The sequence below is a fragment of the Mesorhizobium sp. M0077 genome (assembly GCF_040322955.1).
Lineage (GTDB): Bacteria > Pseudomonadota > Alphaproteobacteria > Rhizobiales > Rhizobiaceae > Mesorhizobium.
Genome location: NZ_JAMYUL010000008.1, coordinates 60,576 through 79,238 on the forward strand (window position 1 = coordinate 60,576; position 18,663 = coordinate 79,238).

Annotated in this window: 13 protein-coding genes; 10 read left to right on the forward strand and 3 right to left on the reverse strand. The window is 64.1% G+C overall.

What is annotated here, in order from left to right:
* The first annotated feature begins 1 nt into the window (after position 1).
* From tssM (NKJ57_RS17125) to NKJ57_RS17155, 7 genes are read left to right on the forward strand one after another with little or no spacing between them, the layout of a single operon-like run.
* Positions 2-3,541, forward strand: a complete 3,540-nt coding sequence (gene tssM, locus NKJ57_RS17125; protein WP_352511513.1) for a type VI secretion system membrane subunit TssM — start codon at positions 2-4, stop codon at positions 3,539-3,541.
* A complete protein-coding gene (gene tagF / locus NKJ57_RS17130) occupies positions 3,523-4,059 on the forward strand; it encodes a type VI secretion system-associated protein TagF (protein WP_023704809.1) in 537 nt (178 codons plus the stop codon). Before tssM (NKJ57_RS17125) ends, tagF begins: the two co-directional genes overlap by 19 nt.
* A 32-nt stretch (positions 4,060-4,091) precedes the next feature.
* Positions 4,092-4,931 (forward strand): DUF4150 domain-containing protein, encoded by an 840-nt coding sequence (locus tag NKJ57_RS17135; protein WP_023708137.1) that lies wholly within the window; start codon positions 4,092-4,094, stop codon positions 4,929-4,931.
* Positions 4,932-4,934: 3 nt separating this feature from the next.
* The gene (locus NKJ57_RS17140; protein ID WP_023682620.1) at positions 4,935-5,384 is read left to right on the forward strand and encodes a hypothetical protein; all 450 of its coding nucleotides are present in this window, start codon (positions 4,935-4,937) and stop codon (positions 5,382-5,384) included.
* Positions 5,385-5,402: 18 nt separating this feature from the next.
* Entirely contained in the window at positions 5,403-5,882 is a 480-nt protein-coding gene (locus NKJ57_RS17145) for a hypothetical protein (protein WP_023682621.1), read from the forward strand.
* Between the two features lie 3 nt (positions 5,883-5,885).
* Complete coding sequence (locus NKJ57_RS17150; protein ID WP_023682622.1) at positions 5,886-6,977, forward strand: DUF2169 family type VI secretion system accessory protein; 1,092 nt, start codon at positions 5,886-5,888, stop codon at positions 6,975-6,977.
* A complete protein-coding gene (locus NKJ57_RS17155; RefSeq protein ID WP_023682623.1) occupies positions 6,965-8,011 on the forward strand; it encodes a hypothetical protein in 1,047 nt (348 codons plus the stop codon). Before NKJ57_RS17150 ends, NKJ57_RS17155 begins: the two co-directional genes overlap by 13 nt.
* Positions 8,012-8,044: 33 nt before the next feature.
* Here NKJ57_RS17155 and NKJ57_RS17160 read toward each other — a convergent pair whose 3' ends face one another.
* The 3 genes from NKJ57_RS17160 to NKJ57_RS17170 are packed head-to-tail and all read right to left on the reverse strand — an operon-like array spanning position 8,045 to position 11,985.
* Entirely contained in the window at positions 8,045-9,208 is a 1,164-nt protein-coding gene (locus NKJ57_RS17160) for a hypothetical protein (protein WP_023704807.1), read from the reverse strand.
* Positions 9,209-9,218: 10 nt separating this feature from the next.
* Complete coding sequence (locus tag NKJ57_RS17165; RefSeq protein WP_023682625.1) at positions 9,219-9,644, reverse strand: DUF6484 domain-containing protein; 426 nt, start codon at positions 9,642-9,644, stop codon at positions 9,219-9,221.
* A gap of 7 nt (positions 9,645-9,651) precedes the next feature.
* Positions 9,652-11,985: a type VI secretion system Vgr family protein gene (locus NKJ57_RS17170; RefSeq protein WP_352511511.1), complete on the reverse strand. Its 2,334-nt coding sequence runs from the start codon at positions 11,983-11,985 to the stop codon at positions 9,652-9,654.
* A 271-nt stretch (positions 11,986-12,256) separates the two neighbouring features.
* On the opposite strand from NKJ57_RS17170, the gene tagH reads away from it, so the two are divergent.
* The 3 genes from tagH to tssM (NKJ57_RS17185) all read left to right on the forward strand — a co-directional run bounded on the left by tagH (position 12,257) and on the right by tssM (NKJ57_RS17185) (position 18,571).
* Positions 12,257-13,276: a type VI secretion system-associated FHA domain protein TagH gene (gene tagH / locus NKJ57_RS17175; protein ID WP_352511509.1), complete on the forward strand. Its 1,020-nt coding sequence runs from the start codon at positions 12,257-12,259 to the stop codon at positions 13,274-13,276.
* Positions 13,277-13,526: 250 nt separating this feature from the next.
* A complete protein-coding gene (gene tssL, locus NKJ57_RS17180) occupies positions 13,527-15,053 on the forward strand; it encodes a type VI secretion system protein TssL, long form (RefSeq protein ID WP_352511507.1) in 1,527 nt (508 codons plus the stop codon).
* The gene (tssM, locus tag NKJ57_RS17185; protein ID WP_352511506.1) at positions 15,050-18,571 is read left to right on the forward strand and encodes a type VI secretion system membrane subunit TssM; all 3,522 of its coding nucleotides are present in this window, start codon (positions 15,050-15,052) and stop codon (positions 18,569-18,571) included. The genes tssL and tssM (NKJ57_RS17185) overlap by 4 nt, the downstream gene beginning before the upstream one ends.
* The last annotated feature ends 92 nt before the right edge of the window (positions 18,572-18,663 follow it).

Genomic DNA, 18,663 nt, shown 5'->3' on the forward strand with positions numbered 1-18,663 from the left:
CATGTTCATCCTGCGCTTCCTCTGGGCGGTCCTGACTTCGCGTTTCCTGTGGACGCTGATCGGCCTGGCGCTGCTGTCGCTGATCATCTGGGTATTCGGCCCGATCGTACGGGTCGGCGACTATGTGCCGATGGCGTCGGAGACGGTGCGCATCGTCATCATCGCTCTTCTGGTGATCTTCTGGCTGATCTGGCTGATCGTCGCGCAGCGCCGCGCGATCCGCGCCAACCGCATGTTCGTCGCCGAGATTTCCGCCCCGGTCGAGGAAAAGCGGCTCAGCCCGGGCGAGGAAAACGTCGCCGCGGTCGGCGCCAAGTTCCAGGACGTCATGGTCGAGTTGAAGCGCCGCAAGCTCGGCGGCCGCAAGTTCCTGCGCGAGATGCCGTGGTATGTGATCGTCGGCCCCCCGGCGACCGGCAAGACGACGGCCTTGCGCCAATCCGGCCTCAACTTTCCGATCGACCTCACCGACGATCTGCAGGGCATCGGCGGTACCCGCAACTGCGACTGGTTCTTCTCCGAAAACGCAGTGATGATCGACACCGCCGGGCGCTATGTCCAGCAGGAAAGCCAGCCCGATGTCGACGCCGTGGAATGGCTGGGTTTCCTCGATCTGTTGAAGAAGCATCGTGGCCGTCGTGCGCTGAACGGCGTCATCGTTGCGCTTGGGATCGACGCGCTGTCCGAGGGCGACGAAGCCGTCAAGGCGCATGGCCGCAAGATCCGCAGGCGCCTGGCCGAGCTCGAAGAGCGGCTGGAAATCCGCCTGCCAGTCTATCTGATGCTGACCAAGGCCGATCTGATCAGAGGCTTCGAGGCCTTCTTCGGCGGCCTGTCGACGGCGGCGCGCGAACAGGTATGGGGGACGACCTTCCCGCTCGATGCACGCGTCGACGCCAAGACGATCGCGGGTGAAGTCACGACGCTGTCGAGGGAGCTGGAAAAGCGGCTGGTGCCGCGGCTGGAAGACGAGGATAAGCTGGCCGAACGGGCCGAGATCTTCCGCTTTCCCGCACAGCTGCAAAGCCTGTCCGAGCCCATCCAGGTGCTGGTCGAGGCGATGTTCGGCGAGAGCCGCTACGAGGAGGCAGCCTGGCTGCGCGGCCTCTATCTGACCTCGGCGACCCAGGAAGGCGCGCCGATCGACCGGCTGACCGCGGCGCTCGCCTCCTCCTTCGGCCTGCCGGCACGACGCACGATGCCGGCGCAGCGCTTCGAGAAGCGCAGCTTCTTCCTCAAGAACCTTTTGACCGAGGTGATCTTCAAGGAGGCCGGGCTCGGCACCTTCGATCCGCTGGCGCAGCGCCGCCGCAGCTGGGTCTGGCGCGGTGCCGCCGCTGCCAGCGCGGCTGCGGCCATACTCGCCGGCGGCCTGTTCACCTGGTCCTACTACGACAATCGCAACGCCATCGCCGCGCAAGCCGGCCAGTTCGAAGCACTGCAGGCGCCGCTGACGTCGACCGCCGCGACGCCCGCCTCGGTGCTGCAGCCGGCTATGGACGTTGCCCTGACCGCCATGGACGAAGTCGCCAATGCCAGGACTGCGCCTCCCAACAAGGCACAGGACCTGCTCGGACCATCGGCTTCGGCCGAGATGATGCGGGCGCAGACCGACACCTATGACCACGCTCTGCGCAACGTGCTGGAGCCGCGGATGGTGGCGCTGCTCGAAGCGACCATGTGGCGGCAGATCCGCGATCCGGACTTCATGCTGGGCGCACTCAAGACCTACCGCATGATGACCGGTCTGTCTCAGATGGACTCCGACTTCGTCGAGAATTGGTGGGTGAACGACCTGCCCGAATTCGCGCCGGCCGCGCCCTTCCCGACCGCCGATGCCGAAGAACACCAGTTGGCCGCGATCCGGCGCATGGCGGTCGATGATAGCTACATCACACCCGACCAGGCGCTGGTCGCCGAAGCGCTGAAAACGGTCTGCACGATCTCGCTGCCGGCGCGGGCCTACAAGCAATTGCTGGCCGATCCGGCGGTGGCCGGATTGAAGGAATGGATCCCCGCCAATTTCGCCGGGCCGAACGGCGCCAAGGTGTTTTCGCGACGCTCCGACAAGACGCTGCGCGTCGGCATATCAGGCGCCTTCACCTATGACGGCTTCCACGACGCGATCCTCGACCGGGTCGAGGATGTCGCCGCCCAGGCGGCACTCGACCGCGCCGTGTTTGCCGGCGGCTGCTCGGAAAATTCCGAGACGTCGGTGTCGGCGCTGTCGGAAGATATCCTGAAGCTCTACTATGACGACTATATCGCGCAGTGGGACAGTTTTTTGCGCGACATGCGGCTGGCGCCGCTCAGCGACCTCAACATTGCCAGCGAGAATCTGAAAGACCTTTCCAGTGCCGATTCCGCGTTGAAGCGGCTGTTGACGGCGGTGGTCCAGGAGGTCGACCTCACCCGCTCGGACGACGCGCCGGCCGGTGACGACAAGGCGGCGGCGAAGGGCGGCTCGAAACTGCTGGGCAAGCTCGGCAAACTGGGCAAGATCGTCAAGACCGGCGCCAAGCTATTGCCGCGCGCAGGATCGGCCAGCGAAGTCGACCTGACCGGCACGCTGGTGGCCGAGCACTTCAAGCCGCTCAAGAGCACGATTGCCGAGGTCGACGGCCAGCCGCCGGCGCTCGATGCCGCGGTCGTCGCGCTGACGGCGCTGTCCAACGTGCTGCAGACGGTGACCGCCAATCCCGACCCGCAGGACGCGATCAAGAAACAGGGCGGGCTTGCCGAACTGACCGGCGCCGTCGCCCGCCAGGCGCAAATCCTGCCCGACCCGGTCAACACCTGGCTTAGCGGCATTGCCGGCGACACCAGCGGGTTGACGCAGAAGGCCGTGGCCTCCGAGCTCAACGCCATCTGGCGCGCCGACATCCTGCCCTTCTGCCAGGCCGCGCTCAACGACCGCTATCCGTTCAGCCCCGACAGCGCGGTCGACGTCAACGTCCGCGACTTCGCCCGCTTGTTTGGGCCGGCAGGGATGATCGACGGCTTCATCAACGACCATCTGCTCGGCTATGTCGACACCTCTGCGCAGCCATGGAAATGGCGTGCCGATTTCGGCCTCGACCCGTCCGCACTTGCCGCCTTCGAGCAGGCGCGGCGCATTCGCGACGATCTCTTTCCCGGCGGCCAGGGCCCGGTGATGGCCTTCACACTCGAGCCGACCGACCTGTCGCCCAACATCACCCGCGTCACCCTCAACCTCGACGGCCAGAACCTGGTCTACTTCAACAATGCGACGCGGCCGCAGCCGATGACCTGGCCCGGCAAGGACGGCACCGGCGTTATCTCGCTCGCCTTCCAGCCGATCGACGGCTCGCCCGAAATCATGCTCAACGAGACGGGAAGCTGGGCGTGGCTGAGGATGCTGCGCGGCGGCCGCTTCACCGGGACGTCGCTGTCCGATGTCTACAGCCTGCGGCTGGGGACGAAAGGCATGTACGCCGATTTCAAGCTCAAGGCGGCGAGTGTCGAAAATCCCTACAACCTCCAGATGTTCAAGAAATTCTCATGTCCGCCGCAGATCTGAACACCGGCTTCTTCGGCAAGATTCCGGCGACCGGAGATTTCGTTGCCGTAAACCTGCCGCGGACCTTCATCGACCGCTGGGACCGCTGGATGTCGATGGAGTTGCGCGAGAGGCCAGACGAGGGGGAATTGGATTCGCGTGTTTGGCGCTTCATCGTCAAGAGCGGCATTTTCGGCGACCGGCCCTGTGCCGGCGCATGGCGCATGAGCGAGGACCGCGTGGGACGCCGCTATCCGTTCGCGATCATCGGGATTGGGGCTACACCGGCACCTGACGATGCATGGTTCGACGGCGTTGCGTCAATCGTTGATGAAGCGGTCGAATTGCAGAGGACGCAGTCCTGGATAGCCGAAGGCTTGGCCAACCTTGCCGCGCCCAGCAACAGCCATGGCGATCCGAACCGGATTGGCTTCTGGCTCGACGACTGGTCGGTGCATGAGTTCGCGTTCTCGGATATTCACGACCTGGCGGCCAACGCCCTGCCGAAAATGCGCGCCCCGCGCCCTGAGACGGAATAGCTCTGATGGGCAGCACAGTCTTTGCTGAAGGCATGGGCTTCTTCCACAAAGGAAGCGGCGGCAAGGGCGTGGCGCCGGGAGATGTGTGCTTGAGCCCGCCTTCCCCGCCGGCAGGCCCGGTTCCGGTTCCATACGTCAACATGCTGTCTTCCAGCGATCTCACCAAAGGCAGTAAGAGCGTCAAGATCGAAGGCAATCCGACCGCGCTCGAAAGCTCGTCGGAGGTTGCGACCAGCACCGGCAACGAGCCGGCCACCCAAGGCCTCGGCGCGGGGGTCATAACGCACAAGATCAAGGGCAAGGGAGTGTTCAAGCTCTGGTCGTTCGTCGTCAAGGTGGAGGGTAAGGGTGTCTGCCGCCATGGCGACACCATGGAGCAGAACACGGCAAGTCCACTCCCGAACACCATCGATACCGCCGCCTTGGTCAACTTCCGCAATGCTCTTCTGGTGAAAGAGAAGAAGAAATGCACGACCGATTATTGCTACGACGATCATTACACCCAGCCAACAGGCCCGCAGAAAGCCAAGGTTCAGAACCGGCCATGCTGGGAATGCAAACGTAACCTTGACAGGTTGAAGAAACGCACGACCGGCAAGAACAAGACCGCGATCAAGCGACTGGAGGCCAAGGTCAACCGGCAAATTTCGGGGAAGGAAGCCCCGCTGATCGCCGATCACCAGCCGACGCAGAAGGCAGCGTGGTACGCGGGTGGATGCAATATAGAGATCGTCCCACAAGGCTTCAAGGATGCGATGAAAGCGCTTTACGTCAGGCCGCATTGCTCCAGCCACAGCAACAGCCAGCCGGGCCGGCAGTCCAAGGTGGACAACAAGGCGATTAGGAAGTTCATGAACGCTCGGGGGATCTAGGCGATGAGTGCAACGGGTTTTGCCGATCTCGACGCTGACTATACGGCGATAATCGATGCGTGGACCGCAGAGCTCCACGCCGTCATGCCGGCGATCGAGGAATGGTGGGGCGCACTGCAGCAGCGCCTGAACGCCTCCGGTGAGAACATAGCCAATCTGCATTGGCCCGCCGGGCTGGTGGCCCATCCACGGATTCTGGCGATCTACCGCAAGCACTACTTCAAGGTTCACGGCCTGAACCTTGAACGGTACGCCCGACAGACCGATGATGACGACGAGGACGATGAATCGAACTGGGGTGAGGATGGCGACGAAGCGGACGCCAGCGGTCCCGTGCCGCCCAATCTGCTGCTGGTCGAAATGATGTCCGAATACGACACGGAACTATTCAAGTACTTCAAGTACTTCGTCTATGTCCCGATCGGCGAGGATCCATCTCTCGAAATGTGCTGAGGCTAGAAGAAGATGGCAATGCGGATTGATCATAGTGTCGAACTCGGCCTGAACCGGCTTCTCAACGCACCCCAGGACGTTGTCGGTCCCGATCATGGAATCCGCCTTTCGCGCCGCGAGGCCTCTGCTGCCTATAGGTCCCTGTTCAAGGCCTACCTCGCTGACTTGCAGGAGACGTTCGAGGTGGCTTCCGAGATCTGGGAAGCTGGCCTCGACGAACTGGTCGATGGCGGCCTGACCGTCAATCAAGCGATCACGGCCCAGCTGGATGATGCAGCGGCCGGCCCGGCGAATCATCCGGCGGTGGTGTGGCTCGTGCGGGAATACTGGCTGCGATGCGTTGCGGTGGGGGAAACGCTGCCCGCGGCCGACCGCCTCGCGCCTGAGGTGTTCCTGCTGCAATGGGTCGTCGATGAAGGCAACAAGGAATATGTAGAACTGCTGACGGCCATGCCCTATTGGCCGATCGGGCTTGATGAAAACGGCCGGTGGTGCTGAACGATGGCCTTCGATGTCTGGCTGGAAAACAGGACACCCTTCGCCGCCGCGACGCACGTCCAATTGAATGCTGACGGCCAAGAAACTCTGATTGTCATGCTATCGGCAAGTTTCACGGCGACGGATGAAGGAAAGGAATTCCAGCCAGCGGCCGAACAGGTGCCGGTGATCTTTGGCGATGAGCCTTTTGGCGATCCGGCCCTTTCATCGACCCGCTACGAAGCGGACATCGCGCCCGTCAAGCCTGGCGCCGAGGTGATCGTGAATGGCGTCGCGCACGCGCCGGATGGAAGGCCGGTACGCGAGATGCAGGTTGGCCTGCGTGTCGGTAACTCGATCCGCAAGGTATTGCAGGTCGTCGGGGACCGGATCTACGACTCCGGCGGCTACAGCGCACCGGCGCCTTTCCGGACCATGCCGATCGTCTATGAACGCACCTATGGCGGCACTTTGGAAGACTTGCGCACGGACCAGCGCAACCCAGTCGGCGTGGGGTACCATAACGCCCGGTCTGCAGATCCTGCGGTCAGAACCGAGGCGCCCAACGTCATGTATCCGGGCGAAGCGCAAGCCCGACCTGGGGAATCCCTGAGGCCGGCGGGATTCGGGACGATTGGCCGGGGCTGGCAACCGCGCCTGGCTTTCGCCGGAACCTACGACAAGGCTTGGCTCGAATCCCAATGGCCGCTCGCTCCCAAAGACTTCGACACGCGGCATTATATGTGCGCCCCAGCCGATCAGCAGATGGCCGGCATCGGCAACGGCGAGGATATCACGGTGATCGGCATGACGGCTTCGGGCAGATGGGATTTCCGCCTGCCGCGCATCACGGCCCCGCTTCGGCTCATTTATGACGACCGTGTAGAAGAAAACGCGTTCAAGCCTGACACCGTGCTCATCGAGCCTGACTTGAAGCGCGTGACCCTTAAGGCTCGTTTGGCAGTGGTAATCCGGCGCAACGTGCCGGCGCTGCGGGAAATCGCCTTCGGCCACATTTCTCCTGTTTGGATCAATGCGCGCCGCAAGCGAAAACTCTATCTCAATCTTCTCGGCGGCGACGGGGCCCTGCGCGATCGCTCGGCGTGGCAGCCGTGAAGCGGCCGCTCTACATCTCGGTTGGTGGCGCCGTCACGCCTGCTGGATTGAACGCGCGCCAGACCATCTCAGCCATTCGCGCCAACCTGTCAGCATTTCAGGAGGTGCCTCTTTCAGAGCCGTTTCCCACCACACAGATCGTGGCACGCATTCCAGCCAAGGCGGGCCTGCGACGCAATGACGGGGTATGGCTCGCCAGCATGGGCGCCCGCGCTCTCAAGGAGGCGATGCTCGACAACAAGGCAACGCCGGACCAGACCGCTGTTCTGCTCGCGCTGCCGGAGAGTTTCCGCGACCATCCGGCGTATGAAGAGGTCGAGCGGGGGCGCCTTTTGAATGCCATTTTCGAGCGATGCGGCCTGCGCTTCAATGCCGGCTCGCGGGTATTTGACGGCGGTGCCGCAGCCAGCGCCGGACTGCTCGACTATGCCGGCGACATGCTAGAATCCGGGACCGTCGCGCAGGTGCTGCTGGGTGGTGTGGACAGCCTCGTCAACGGGACCGACATTGCGCGCTTGATGCGAGCCAATCGTCTGAAATCCGAAAACAATGCTCAAGGGGCAGTCCCTGGCGAGGGCGCTGTCTTCGTGCGCCTGACGCGAGCGCCGGGGAGCGGGCCGGCTGCAATGATTTGCGGGGCGGGCCTGGCTCAAGAGATCGACAGCGTTCTTTCCGAACGCCAGAGTCAAGGCCGTGCGATGGTGGCTTCGCTGCTTGCTGCCTTCAGCGGGTCCGGACCCAAGGAACCCGATATCGAGTTCCTTGTCAGCAATGGAAACGGGGAACGGTACAGCGGGCTCGAACAACTGGTCGGTCGCTCGCGCTTCTACCGCACGCACCGCGAGATATTCCCGACAGCCTACCCTGCGATGACGGTCGGCGACATTGGAGCCGCTAGTGCGGCACTTGTTCTGATGCTGGCGGCCGACAGTTTTATAAGCGGTTACGCGCCGGGCCGCGTCGCAGCCTGCGAGCTTGCATCCGAGGGTGGCAACCGGTCGGCGATCGCGCTTACCGACCTCCGCCAACGCTGAACGGAGGGACAAGCCTTCCCTCGGCGAAAGCGATCACATCCACGCCGGGAACTTGCGTGTCCTGCGCCAGTCTGCCAGCGGCGCCTCGGGCGTGGCGATTGCCGCGCGCAACGCATCCACCCTGAGCCTGCGCATCGAACGGAACAGACGATGGTTGCGCCCGCCGCGCCCTTCGTCCCACCATGCTTCGACGCGATCGGCGGCCGGCAGCGAGCTGTCGTCGAGTTGGGCAAAGCCCTCGCCAAGAACAGCTGGATCGGCAACGAAAAGGTCGGTGTCGCCGAAGTCCACCTCGAACAGATCGCGAAGTGCTGCACCCGCTGCGGATGCCAGTTCCGGCTCGCGCATCTTCTCGATCAGCCACGGCACCACCGCCTGGTCGCCGAGCAGCCCGATCGATGCCGTGGCCGCGATGCGCAAGACAGGCTGTCCGAGACGTGATTGCAGCCAGGCCTTGCCGGCCTTCGGCGGCGTCGTCAGCAGGCGCAACTCGATCGCCGCCTGCGCATGGTCCGTCTCCGTCAGCACGATCTTGTCGATCACCGAGTGCGCGGACCGAGCCTCGCCAAGCAGGCAAGCAGCGAAGGCGGCCGCAAGACGTTCTTTCGTTGTCTCGCCGTCAAGCCCAGCCAGGACTTCCGGAAGCAGGTCGCGCCGCCTGAGCACGCCGGCGAGCCGGACGGCGCGCCAACGCACGTTCGCATTGGAATGGCTGGCCAGATCATGCAGGCGCTGTCCCGGATCGACGCGATGATGCCAGAGCGCAGATAGCCCAAGACAGCGCAGCCGCGCGTCGCGCGTGTCCAGCCACTGCGCCACGAACGGGCGCAGGTTTTCGCCCGGCGTGCGCGCGATCGCGGCAGACAGGCTCGATATGCCGGCGTCACCTAGGCTTGCGCCCGCGTCGATTGCAGAGGTCACCAATTTGGCATCGCTCCAACGCATTGCCAGAGTGCCAAGCACGAAAATCTCGCCCGGTTCGGCGTAGTCGGCGAAGCGCGCTTGAGCAGCTTCCCAACCGGCCTTGCCGGCTGCCATGAGCCCTTCGAGATTGGCTTCGAGACGCTGGTCGATGCGGCCGATATCGGTCTCGTCGAGGATTGGACCGTCGATCTCCAGACGACGTCGAAGCCACAGGAACGCCGCGTCCTCGGCGTGTTGGTCCACGATCGCCGCAATGGTCGCGATGCTGTGCATCGGCAATGCCTCAGTTAAGATGCACGGCCCCGCCGCGGATGCGGTTGGTGCCACTGGCCTGGCTGGTCAACTGGGTGCCACGAATGGTCACGCGTCCATTCTTCTCCAGAATGATCGATGCCAGGCCGCAGCGCAGTTCAATGCGCTCATCGCCGTTGATGACGACACGTTCGCCGTCGCGGACGACTTCGAGGCTCCTGCCGCGGGGCGCAGGATCGACGATGCGCCCGACCACCAGCGGCCGCGCCGGGTCGCCGCCCTCGAAGAGCAAAGCCAGTTCGGATCCGACGGCCGAAACGTCCAGCTCCGTCAGGCTGCGCGCCGCTATCGCGGTCTCGCGCGGATTGCCGACGAAGACAACCAGCGGCGCCCCGCCTTGGAAGCCGATCAGCAGGCCGATCACGACGCCGTCGATACGCTCCAGCACTTCCATGATGATGCCCTCAATTGTTGTTGATCGTGCTGCCCTTGACGATCACCTCGCCGTCGGCCTTGACGGTGATCTTGCCGCTGCCCTTGAGGGTAATATCCTTCCCATCAGCGACAATGGTGCCATCCTTTTTCATCGTGATCGAGGCCGAACCGCATTTGAGCGTGATCGAGTCGGCCGCCTCGATCATCAGATTCTTGCCGACCTTGATCACACTGTCTTCGGCTATCTGGATTCCGCTGCCTTTGCCGACCTTGAGCGCGTGCCCGCCGCCGACATCGGTTGCGTCGTCCGCAGCGATTTTTGCCGACCTGCCCTTGCCGATCTGCGACGACTGTGCCCCGCCGATGGTGAAACTCTGATCGGCGCCAACATTGACGCTTTGCGCCGCCGCGATGTTCCAGCTATCAGCCGCGCCGATATCGTGGCTCTGCGCAGCACCTACGGTGACCGACCGCGTCGCACCGATCGTGTTCGTCTGCGGACCGCCCACAGTTCGGGTCTCGGATGCTCCGACCGAATCGACCCGCGCCGCGCCAACAGTCACCGTCTGCACGATCGCGACGGTCTGGGTGTGGTTGGCGCCGATCGTCTCGGTCGAGTTCGAGCCGATGTTGATCGTCTCATCGACCCCCACCGTCAGTGAGCGGTTCTTGCCCACCGTCTCGGTGTCGTTCGACCCGATATTGGTCGTCTGGTCGACGCCGACCTTGACCGTCTTGTTGTTGCCGACGTCCTCGTCGAGGTTGTGGCCGACGGAGTGCTTGGCGTCGTGGTCGATGCGGTCGGACTGGTCGTGCTGGACCAGCTTCTGGCGATCATTCTTGATCAGAAGGTGGTGGTCCTTCTGCGCCTGGAAGTTGACCAGCTCCGAGCCGGCCTTGTCCTCGAACATCAGTTCGTTGTAGCCGCCACCGCCCTTCGACGAGTTGGACTTCCAGCCGGACTGCGTGGCGTTGCCAGGCAGTCCGTAGGGCGGCATCTGCGAGGCGTTGTAGACCCGGCCGGTGATGATCGGCAGGTCCGGATTGCCTTCGATGAAATCGACGATCACTTCCTGGCCGATGCGCGGGATCTGGATGAAGCCCCAGCCGCTTCCGGCCCAGGTCTGCGACACCCGCACGAAGCAGGAGCTCTTCTGGTCCTTCTTGCCGAGGCGGTCCCAGTGGAACTGCACCTTCACCCTGGCATATTTGTCGGTGAAGATCTCCTCGCCGGACGGACCGACGACCGTCGCCGTCTGCGGCCCGCGCATGATCGGCCTTGGCGTGATGCGCGGCGGCCGATAAGCAACTGAGGTCGGCGCCACACCGAGCACCACCTTGAAATTCTCGCCATCGGTGTCGACGCCGGCGCGATAGCCCGGATCGAACAGCCGGTACTCGGCGCTGATCACCAGATACTCCTTATTCTGGTCGTCGCGCGGAAAGCCGTCGAGCTTGAAGGTGCAGCCGGAAAACAGGCCGCGCACCGTGCCGACGGCGGCAATGCGCAGGTGTGGCGCCTGGATTTCTTCGCGCCTGATCGCCGCCAGGCTGTCGCCGCGCCCGACTTCCAGATGCGCGCCGGGGTGGCGATAGTTCTCGCCCGCGGCCTGCTTGTGGCCGAAGGGCTGCGCCGACTTCGCCATCAAATCGGCGGCGGGTTTTTCGAAGTCATAATCGGTGTGGGCATAGGCGCCGGGGCGCACCGCGCTGCCTGGAATCCAGTCGGTGATGTATTCGACGTCGCGGCGCGAGCCCTGCCCTTCGAACTGATATAGCACCGTCTCATAGCCCGGCGCCGGCTTGAGCTTGCTCATGGCGTCGGCCAGGATCAGTGTGTGCTCACCCTCGGCATGCTCGAAGAAGTACATTATGCCTTCATGCTCGAGCAGCCGCTGCACGAAATCGAGGTCGCTCTCGTCGTACTGCACGCAATATTCGCGCGGCGGATAGGAGCCTTGCAAGCGCTTCTCGAACTTGGCGATGCCGCCATATTTGGAGAAGATCTCCTCCACGATCTCGACGGCAGTCTTGTCCTGGAAAATGCGGCAGTCGGTGGTATTGCCGAGGAACCACAGCCACGGCCTGACGACCGCCTCGTAGTGAGCCAGCCGATCTTCGATGCGGGTAAGGCGGAACTCGGCGATGAGGCCGCTGAACCAGCGCTTGGGGTCGGCCTCGCCTTCGATCGAAACGGCGCCGCCCAGCATCTTCAGCGGGTCGATATCGGCATTGGTCGAAACAAATCCAACGGTGTAGGCAAGGCAGCGGCTGATCTCGTCGCGGCCGACGAGATGCGTAAAGGTCAACAGCTCGGCGCCGACCGGCGTCTGCACAAGCGCGGCGCGTTGTTCACTCGGCATGGGTCGTGCCCCTCCTGAGCGCTAGTGTGGCAGGTTCGAAGCCCTTCTTGTGTTAACGACCTCACGTTCAGGGATATTTCGCAACTTGCCACCCAAGCCATGTTGAGCCTACCACATGTTCTATGGCAGACCAAAGAGGACAAGCGGCAGGCCGTTGCTGTTTGCGCCGCTTTCGCCAGTGTGAAACGCCGCTCTCCCGCTGTGCCCGCAAGCTGCTAGACTGTGGCACATCGGATCAATGGAAACGGCAGCGGTCGACGGACCATAGCGCATGTTCATCAGTCTGCAGATCAGCAATGTCGATGTCCTGCCTGCCGGGCTGCAGCCCGGCTACGCATCGCGCGACCGCGGCTTCGAGATAGGGCGGGAGAACTGTGCCTGGACCTTGCCCGATCCGGACAAGTTCATCTCCGGCCGGCATTGCGAAATCCGCTACGAAGGCGGCGCTTTTTTTCTCCACGACGTCTCGCGCAATGGCACATTCGTCAACGGGTCGAGCCAGCGCCTGACCGGCCCACACCGGTTGGCGCAAGGGGACCGGCTCCGGATCGGCCGCTATATCGTCTCGGTATCCATCGATGACGGGAACCCAGCCTTCGGTGGCCATGGTTCGACGCAACGGCAGATGCCCGTTGGATCCTTTCCAGACCATGCCGCATCGCCACGGTCACCGACCGCGCCGCCCGCTTCGCTCTCCAGCCGGCCGCAGCAAGCCGACGAGATCCTGCGCGCGATTGCCGCCGGCGCCGGCATTCCGCCAGAGGTGCTTTTGCTGCGCCAGCCGCAGGAGGTGGCCGGCGAGATCGGCGCGGTGCTGCGCATCGTCGTCGACGAACTGGTGCTGCTGTTGAAGGCGCGCGCCGCCGCGAAAGTCCTGGCCAAGACCAGCGACCGCACCATGATCAATTCCGCCGACAACAATCCGCTGAAGTTCGTGCCCGGGACCGACGAAATCCTCGACATCATGTTCGCGCGGCGTAGATCCGGCTATCTCGATGCCCGGCACAGCATCGAAGACGCTTTCCACGACCTCAAGACGCATGAATTCGCAACCTTCGCCGCCATGCAGGCGGCGCTGTCGCGGTTGCTTGACGATCTGTCGCCCGAGGCGATTGCGAAAAAACTGCCGCCATCCTCCTTTGCCTCGAAGAAGACGCGCGCCTGGGACGCACTGGTCGCGACCTGGCGGGCCAAGGAGGAAGCGCACGAGAACGGCATGCTGGACATATTCCTCACCTATTTCAGCGAAGCCTATGCCAAGGCCGCCAAGCAGAAGACTGGCAAGGGCTAAGCCCGCGCACTTCTGAAGACACCGTGAAGGCCACCCGGGCACCGGCCGGCGACCAAAATTGCGCCGGGTTTCCATCGCAACCTTCTGAGACTACGATCACATACGACAATTGAGCACGCGGGTACGGTTGGTCGACCTCGGGGTTCTGCGGCACATGTCATGTCACGGCGAGATAGCGTCCTGCGGTCCGCGTTCGCGCGGACATGGCGCTGTGCGTCGCGCCGCGCGGGCGTAGAGGCAGGGATCGGCGATGAGCTCGAAGGATGATCCTTTCGATCCGACCGGCAAAACCGTCATCCGCCCCAGCCGCCCCAATCCCGGCCGCAAGCAAAAGACGGTTCTCGCCCGCGATGCGCCGGCCCCCGGCAGTACGGTGATCGCCCCTGCCAGCGTCCCGGAACCCACGGTTTTCGATCCCAACGCCGGCCGCCAGCCGCCGTCCGACGTCACGGGGACGGTGATCTATCAGGGAACGCCCTTCGCCAACGCGCCGGCCGATCCGCCCGTTCACGGCTCAGCCGGGACGGCTGGGAAAACGCCGCTGGATGCGCTGCTCGGCGCCAGCGATGGCGTCGACTATGGCGCGGCCAACCCGATCGTCGCTGCCGCGGCGCCCTTGCTGATGCTGGTTGGGCATCTGCGGCTGGTGGCCGTCGAAAGACAGGCCGAGAAGCTGGCGCAGCATGTCGCCGGCCTGATCGAGGATTTCGACCGCAAGATCGCCAGGACCGATACTTCGGAAGAGGATGCGCGCATCGCCAGCTATGTGCTTTGCGAAACCGCCGACGATATCGTCGCCAATCTGCCCGGTTCCAGCCGGGATGCGTGGGCGCAGCACGCCATGCTGCAGCGCTTCTTCCAGGTCAAACCCACCGGCGCCGGTTTTTTCCAGGCGCTGAACACGGTGCTGGCGACGCCGGAACCTCATCGCAATCTCATCGAGCTGATGCATGTCTGCCTGTCGCTTGGCTTCGAAGGCCAGTATCGCGGCCAGCCGCGCGAGAGCCTCGAACGGGTCCGCCGCGACGTCTACGAGACATCAGCCTATTTCCGCGTCCTCGGTGACGACGACATCTCGCCGCGCTGGCAAGGCTTGTCGGTCACATCGGCGCAAGGCTCCAGGCGGGTTCCGCTCTGGGCCATAGCCGCTGCAACCGCGGCAGTTTTGACCGCAGCCTTTTTCACGCTGCGCGTGCTCATCACCAATGATGGCGAGGCTGTTGCCGGCGAGTTGCTGGCGCTCAATCCGGCGACGCCGGTCACCATCGAGCGCACCGGTTTCGTGCCGCTGACCGAGGAGGTGAAAGTCGTCGCAGCGCCAACGACCATTGCGCAGGTCGATCGCATCCGCACTGCCTTGGCCAAGGAGATCGAAGGCGGCGGCGTCAGCGTCGGCACCAAGGGTGATTTCATCATCGTGGAAATCAGCAACGCCCTGCTGTTCCAGTCGGGACGAGCCGAGGTCAAGCCGGAGTTCGAGCCGGTGGCCGCCAGCATCGCGGCGGCTCTCGACGCGGAGCGCGGGCCGATCCGGATCGTCGGCCACACCGACAACGTCAAACCGAAGAAGACCAGCGCCTTCAAATCGAATTTCGACCTCTCCGTCGCACGTGCCCAGTCGGTGGAAAAGATGATCGCAGCGCATTTCAGCGGTCCGTCGCGGACAAAGGTCGAGGGCAAGGGCGAGGACGAGCCCATCGCCGACAATGCAACGCCGGAGGGCCGCGCCAAAAACCGCCGTGTCGATGTAATGATCCCGCGGGAGGAGATGCTGTGACCGGCTGGCTGCTGCGCATCTTCAGCGCGCTCGCGCTCGCCGGCTTTGCCGCCGCGGTCTGGTACGCCGGCCCGTTAATCCGCTTTGCCGGCGCCCGGCCGTTGGATCCCATCTGGCTGCGGGCAGCGATCATCGGCATCGTCGTCGGAACGGTGGCGATCATCTATGCAATCCGGTTCTGGCGCAGGCGCAAGGCGCAGAAGGCGCTGGAGGCCGCCATGGCCAGCGCCGAGGATGACGGCAGCGACGCAAAGGTGCTGGAAGCTCGCATGAACGAAGCAGTCGCGACGCTCAGGCAGTCGAGCGGCAAGCGCAACTTCCTCTACGACGTCCCCTGGTACATCGTCATCGGCCCGCCGGGCGCCGGCAAGACCACCGCGCTGGTCAATTCCGGCCTGAACTTTCCGCTTGCCGGGTCGGGCCAGGCGCAGCCGGTGGCGGGTGTCGGCGGTACGCGCAATTGCGACTGGTGGTTCACCGACGAGGCGGTGCTGATCGACACGGCCGGGCGCTACACGACGCAGGATTCCCATGCACGGACCGACAGCAAAAGCTGGCTGGCGTTCCTGTCGCTGCTCAAGCGGCACCGGACGCGCCAGCCGATCAATGGCGTCATCCTGGCGATCAGCCTTTCCGATCTGATGGCGGACAGCGAGCAGGCGGCCCGCGTCGCCGAGATCCGCAGCCGCCTGCAGGAAATCCACGAGGTCCTGAAGGTCCGCTTTCCCGTCTATGTGCTGTTCACCAAGGCCGACCTGGTCTCCGGATTCATGGAATATTTCGGCGGTTTCGACGAAGCACGCCGGCGCAAGGTGTGGGGCGCGACCTTCCAGACCGCCGAGCGCGGCCTGAACATGGTCGCGGAAGCGCCAGCCGAATTCGACGCGCTGGTGAAGCGCCTGACCGAAGAGATGAGCGAGCGGCTGCAGGCGGAGACCGATCCGGTCGCGCGCATCGCCATTTTCGGCTTCGCCGCGCAGCTCGGCGGGCTGAAAGGCCGGATCGTGCATTTCCTCGAGGGCGTTTTCGAGCCGACGCGCAAGCAGCTGAACGCCCCCCTGCGCGGCCTGTATTTTTCTTCCGGCACGCAGGAAGGCACGCCGATCGACCAGTTGCTGGGCAGCATAGGCCGCAGTTTCGGCAGGAATGCCCAGGCGCATCTTTCCGGCACCGGCAAAAGCTTCTTCCTGCACGATCTGTTGAGCCGCGTCATTTTCGCCGAGTCCGGCTGGGTGTCCTATGACAGGGCGGCCGACAGGCGCGTTGCGATCGCCCGCTACGCCGGCCTGACAGCGATCGCGGCCATAGCGATCGCCGCGCTTGGCGTTCTCGGCCTGAGCTTTACGACCAACAAATCGCTGGTCGCCGCGACCGGCCAGGCGGCAGGCCAATACCGCGCGACAGCCGCGCCGCTGCTGGCCAGCACGACGGTGTCGGATGCCGACCTCGAAACCGTCATCGGCGCGCTCGATGCGCTGCGCGGCCTGCCGGCCGGCTACGATACGAGAGACCAGCCCACCCCGGCCACGGCGACGTTCGGCCTCAGCCAGCGTGAGCGTATCCTTTCGGCCTGCGAGACCGCCTACCGGCAGGGGCTGGAGCGCATGTTCCGCTCGCGCCTGCTGTTCCAGCTCGAACGCACGATCGAGGCCAGGATGGCCGATCCGATGGCGCTGTACGAGCCGCTGAAGATTTACCTGATGCTGGGCGGCAAGGCGCCGAAAGTGGATGACGAGCTGGTCGTCACCTGGCTGAAACGGGACTGGGAACAGAACCGCTATCCCGGCGCCCACAATCGCGACGGCCGGGCGCAATTGGAGAAGCATTTGCGCGCCATGCTGGCGCTCGACGATGACCAGGATCCCTCGTTCGAACTCAACCGCGCGCTGGTCGAATCCGCCCAGCGCTCGCTCGGCCGCATGAGCCTTGCCGATCGCGCCACCGCGCTCATCCAGTCGGCCACCTATGCGGCGGCGCTGGACGATTTTTCGGTGTCATCGCAAGCCGGCGCGGAGGCGCCGATGCTGTTCGAGCGCAATGACGGAAACGATCTCGCCGGCCTTCGCGTCCCCGGTCTCTACACCCATGCCGGCTTCGACTTCTATCTGGCGCAACTTGCCAGGAGCGCGCAGGCGCTGGTCGACGATCAATGGGTGATCGGCTCGAGCGGCGAGCAAGGCGGTTTCGACCAGGAATTGCTCAAGCTCGGCCCGGAGCTGCTCGATCGCTATGGCAAGGGCTTTGCGGCGGCGTGGAACGAGGTGCTCGACAGGTTGAAGTTCAAGGCAATGGCCGCCGACAAACCGCAATATCTGGCGCTGTCCGCAGCGGGATCACCGAGTTCGCCGCTGATGCAGCTGTTCGAGGCGATCGCGCGCGAAACAGCTTTGACGCAAGAGCGCAATCCGGCTGCGCCGTCTCAAGACAGCGACCAGGAAATCGCCGCGCGCGCCAAGGGCCTCGCCCACATCGGCATCGAGATTGCGGCGCGCAAATCGCAGAGCAGGGCCGGGACCGCCTTTGTCAGCACCCAGAGCCAGGATCCCGGCGCCAACATCGAAGCCCAGTTCCGGTCTTTCCAGGCTTTGGTGGCCGGGGCGCCGGGGCAGCGGCCGCTCGACGCCCTCACCCAGAATTTCCGCGAAATCTATCAGAGCGTGCGGCTGGCCGCCGATGTCCCCGCCCAGACGGACCAGGCCAACGCCAATCTGCAGCTGCAGATCTCGACGTTGCGCGCCAACGCCTCGCGGCTGCCGAAGGCGCTGGCCAGGATGGTCAGCGCGGCGGCGGACGATTTCGAGGGCACCGTCGCCGAAACATCGACCACGCGTCTCAACGAGATGCTGGAGGAGACCGTCGGCCGTCCGTGCGAGGAGGTGATTGCCGGGCGCTTTCCATTTGCCCCCGCCGGCACCGACGATGTCGCCATGGCGGATTTTGCCAGATTGTTTTCTCCGGGCGGGGTTCTCGACCGGTTTTTCGCGCAGAACCTGGCGTCGCTGGTCGACATGAGCGGCCAGGACTGGGACTGGAAACAGGACACCAGGTTCGGCCGCAATCTGGCGAAATCGACGCTGAAGAACTTTCAGCTCGCGGCACAAATCCGCGCGGCTTTCTTTCCGCTCGGCGGGCCGGCGCCGTCGATCAACATCACCTTCACGCCGCTGTCGCTGCATGGCGATGCCGACATGGCGCTGCTCAATATCGACGGCCAGGTGTTGCAGGCCACCCAGGCCGGCAACACGCCGGGCCTGATTCCGTGGCCGGGCAAGACCGGTTCGGCCAGTCTCAGCCTGACGCCGGAGCTGCCCGGCCGTGAGTCCGCAATCAAATTCGACGGCCCCTGGGCGTTGAAACGATTGCTGGACAAGGGACAGGTCACCGCCAATGGCGACAGTCTCGAAGCGCATTTCGTCATCGGCGGACGGGATGTCGCCTACACGATCAAGACCGGGGAGGACGGCAACCCATTCACGCTGCCGGCGCTTTCCGCCTTCAGCTGTCCGAAGGCTTTCTGATGGGGAATTGCATGGCAGGACCAGCGATTGCAGGACGCAGAGACAGCGGCGGCACCACACCGTCCGTCATCAGCGGCTTAGATTTCGATACT

What these genes read in the sequence shown, in the direction of transcription:
- tssM (WP_352511513.1), top strand. Translation starts at nt 2, where the DNA reads ATGTTCATCCTGCGCTTCCTCTGGGCGGTCCTGACTTCGCGTTTCCTG.
- tagF (WP_023704809.1), top strand. Translation starts at nt 3,523, where the DNA reads ATGTCCGCCGCAGATCTGAACACCGGCTTCTTCGGCAAGATTCCGGCG.
- NKJ57_RS17135 (WP_023708137.1), top strand. Translation starts at nt 4,092, where the DNA reads ATGGGCTTCTTCCACAAAGGAAGCGGCGGCAAGGGCGTGGCGCCGGGA.
- NKJ57_RS17140 (WP_023682620.1), top strand. Translation starts at nt 4,935, where the DNA reads ATGAGTGCAACGGGTTTTGCCGATCTCGACGCTGACTATACGGCGATA.
- NKJ57_RS17145 (WP_023682621.1), top strand. Translation starts at nt 5,403, where the DNA reads ATGCGGATTGATCATAGTGTCGAACTCGGCCTGAACCGGCTTCTCAAC.
- NKJ57_RS17150 (WP_023682622.1), top strand. Translation starts at nt 5,886, where the DNA reads ATGGCCTTCGATGTCTGGCTGGAAAACAGGACACCCTTCGCCGCCGCG.
- NKJ57_RS17160 (WP_023704807.1), bottom strand. Translation starts at nt 9,208, where the DNA reads ATGCACAGCATCGCGACCATTGCGGCGATCGTGGACCAACACGCCGAG.
- NKJ57_RS17170 (WP_352511511.1), bottom strand. Translation starts at nt 11,985, where the DNA reads ATGCCGAGTGAACAACGCGCCGCGCTTGTGCAGACGCCGGTCGGCGCC.
- tagH (WP_352511509.1), top strand. Translation starts at nt 12,257, where the DNA reads ATGTTCATCAGTCTGCAGATCAGCAATGTCGATGTCCTGCCTGCCGGG.
- tssL (WP_352511507.1), top strand. Translation starts at nt 13,527, where the DNA reads ATGAGCTCGAAGGATGATCCTTTCGATCCGACCGGCAAAACCGTCATC.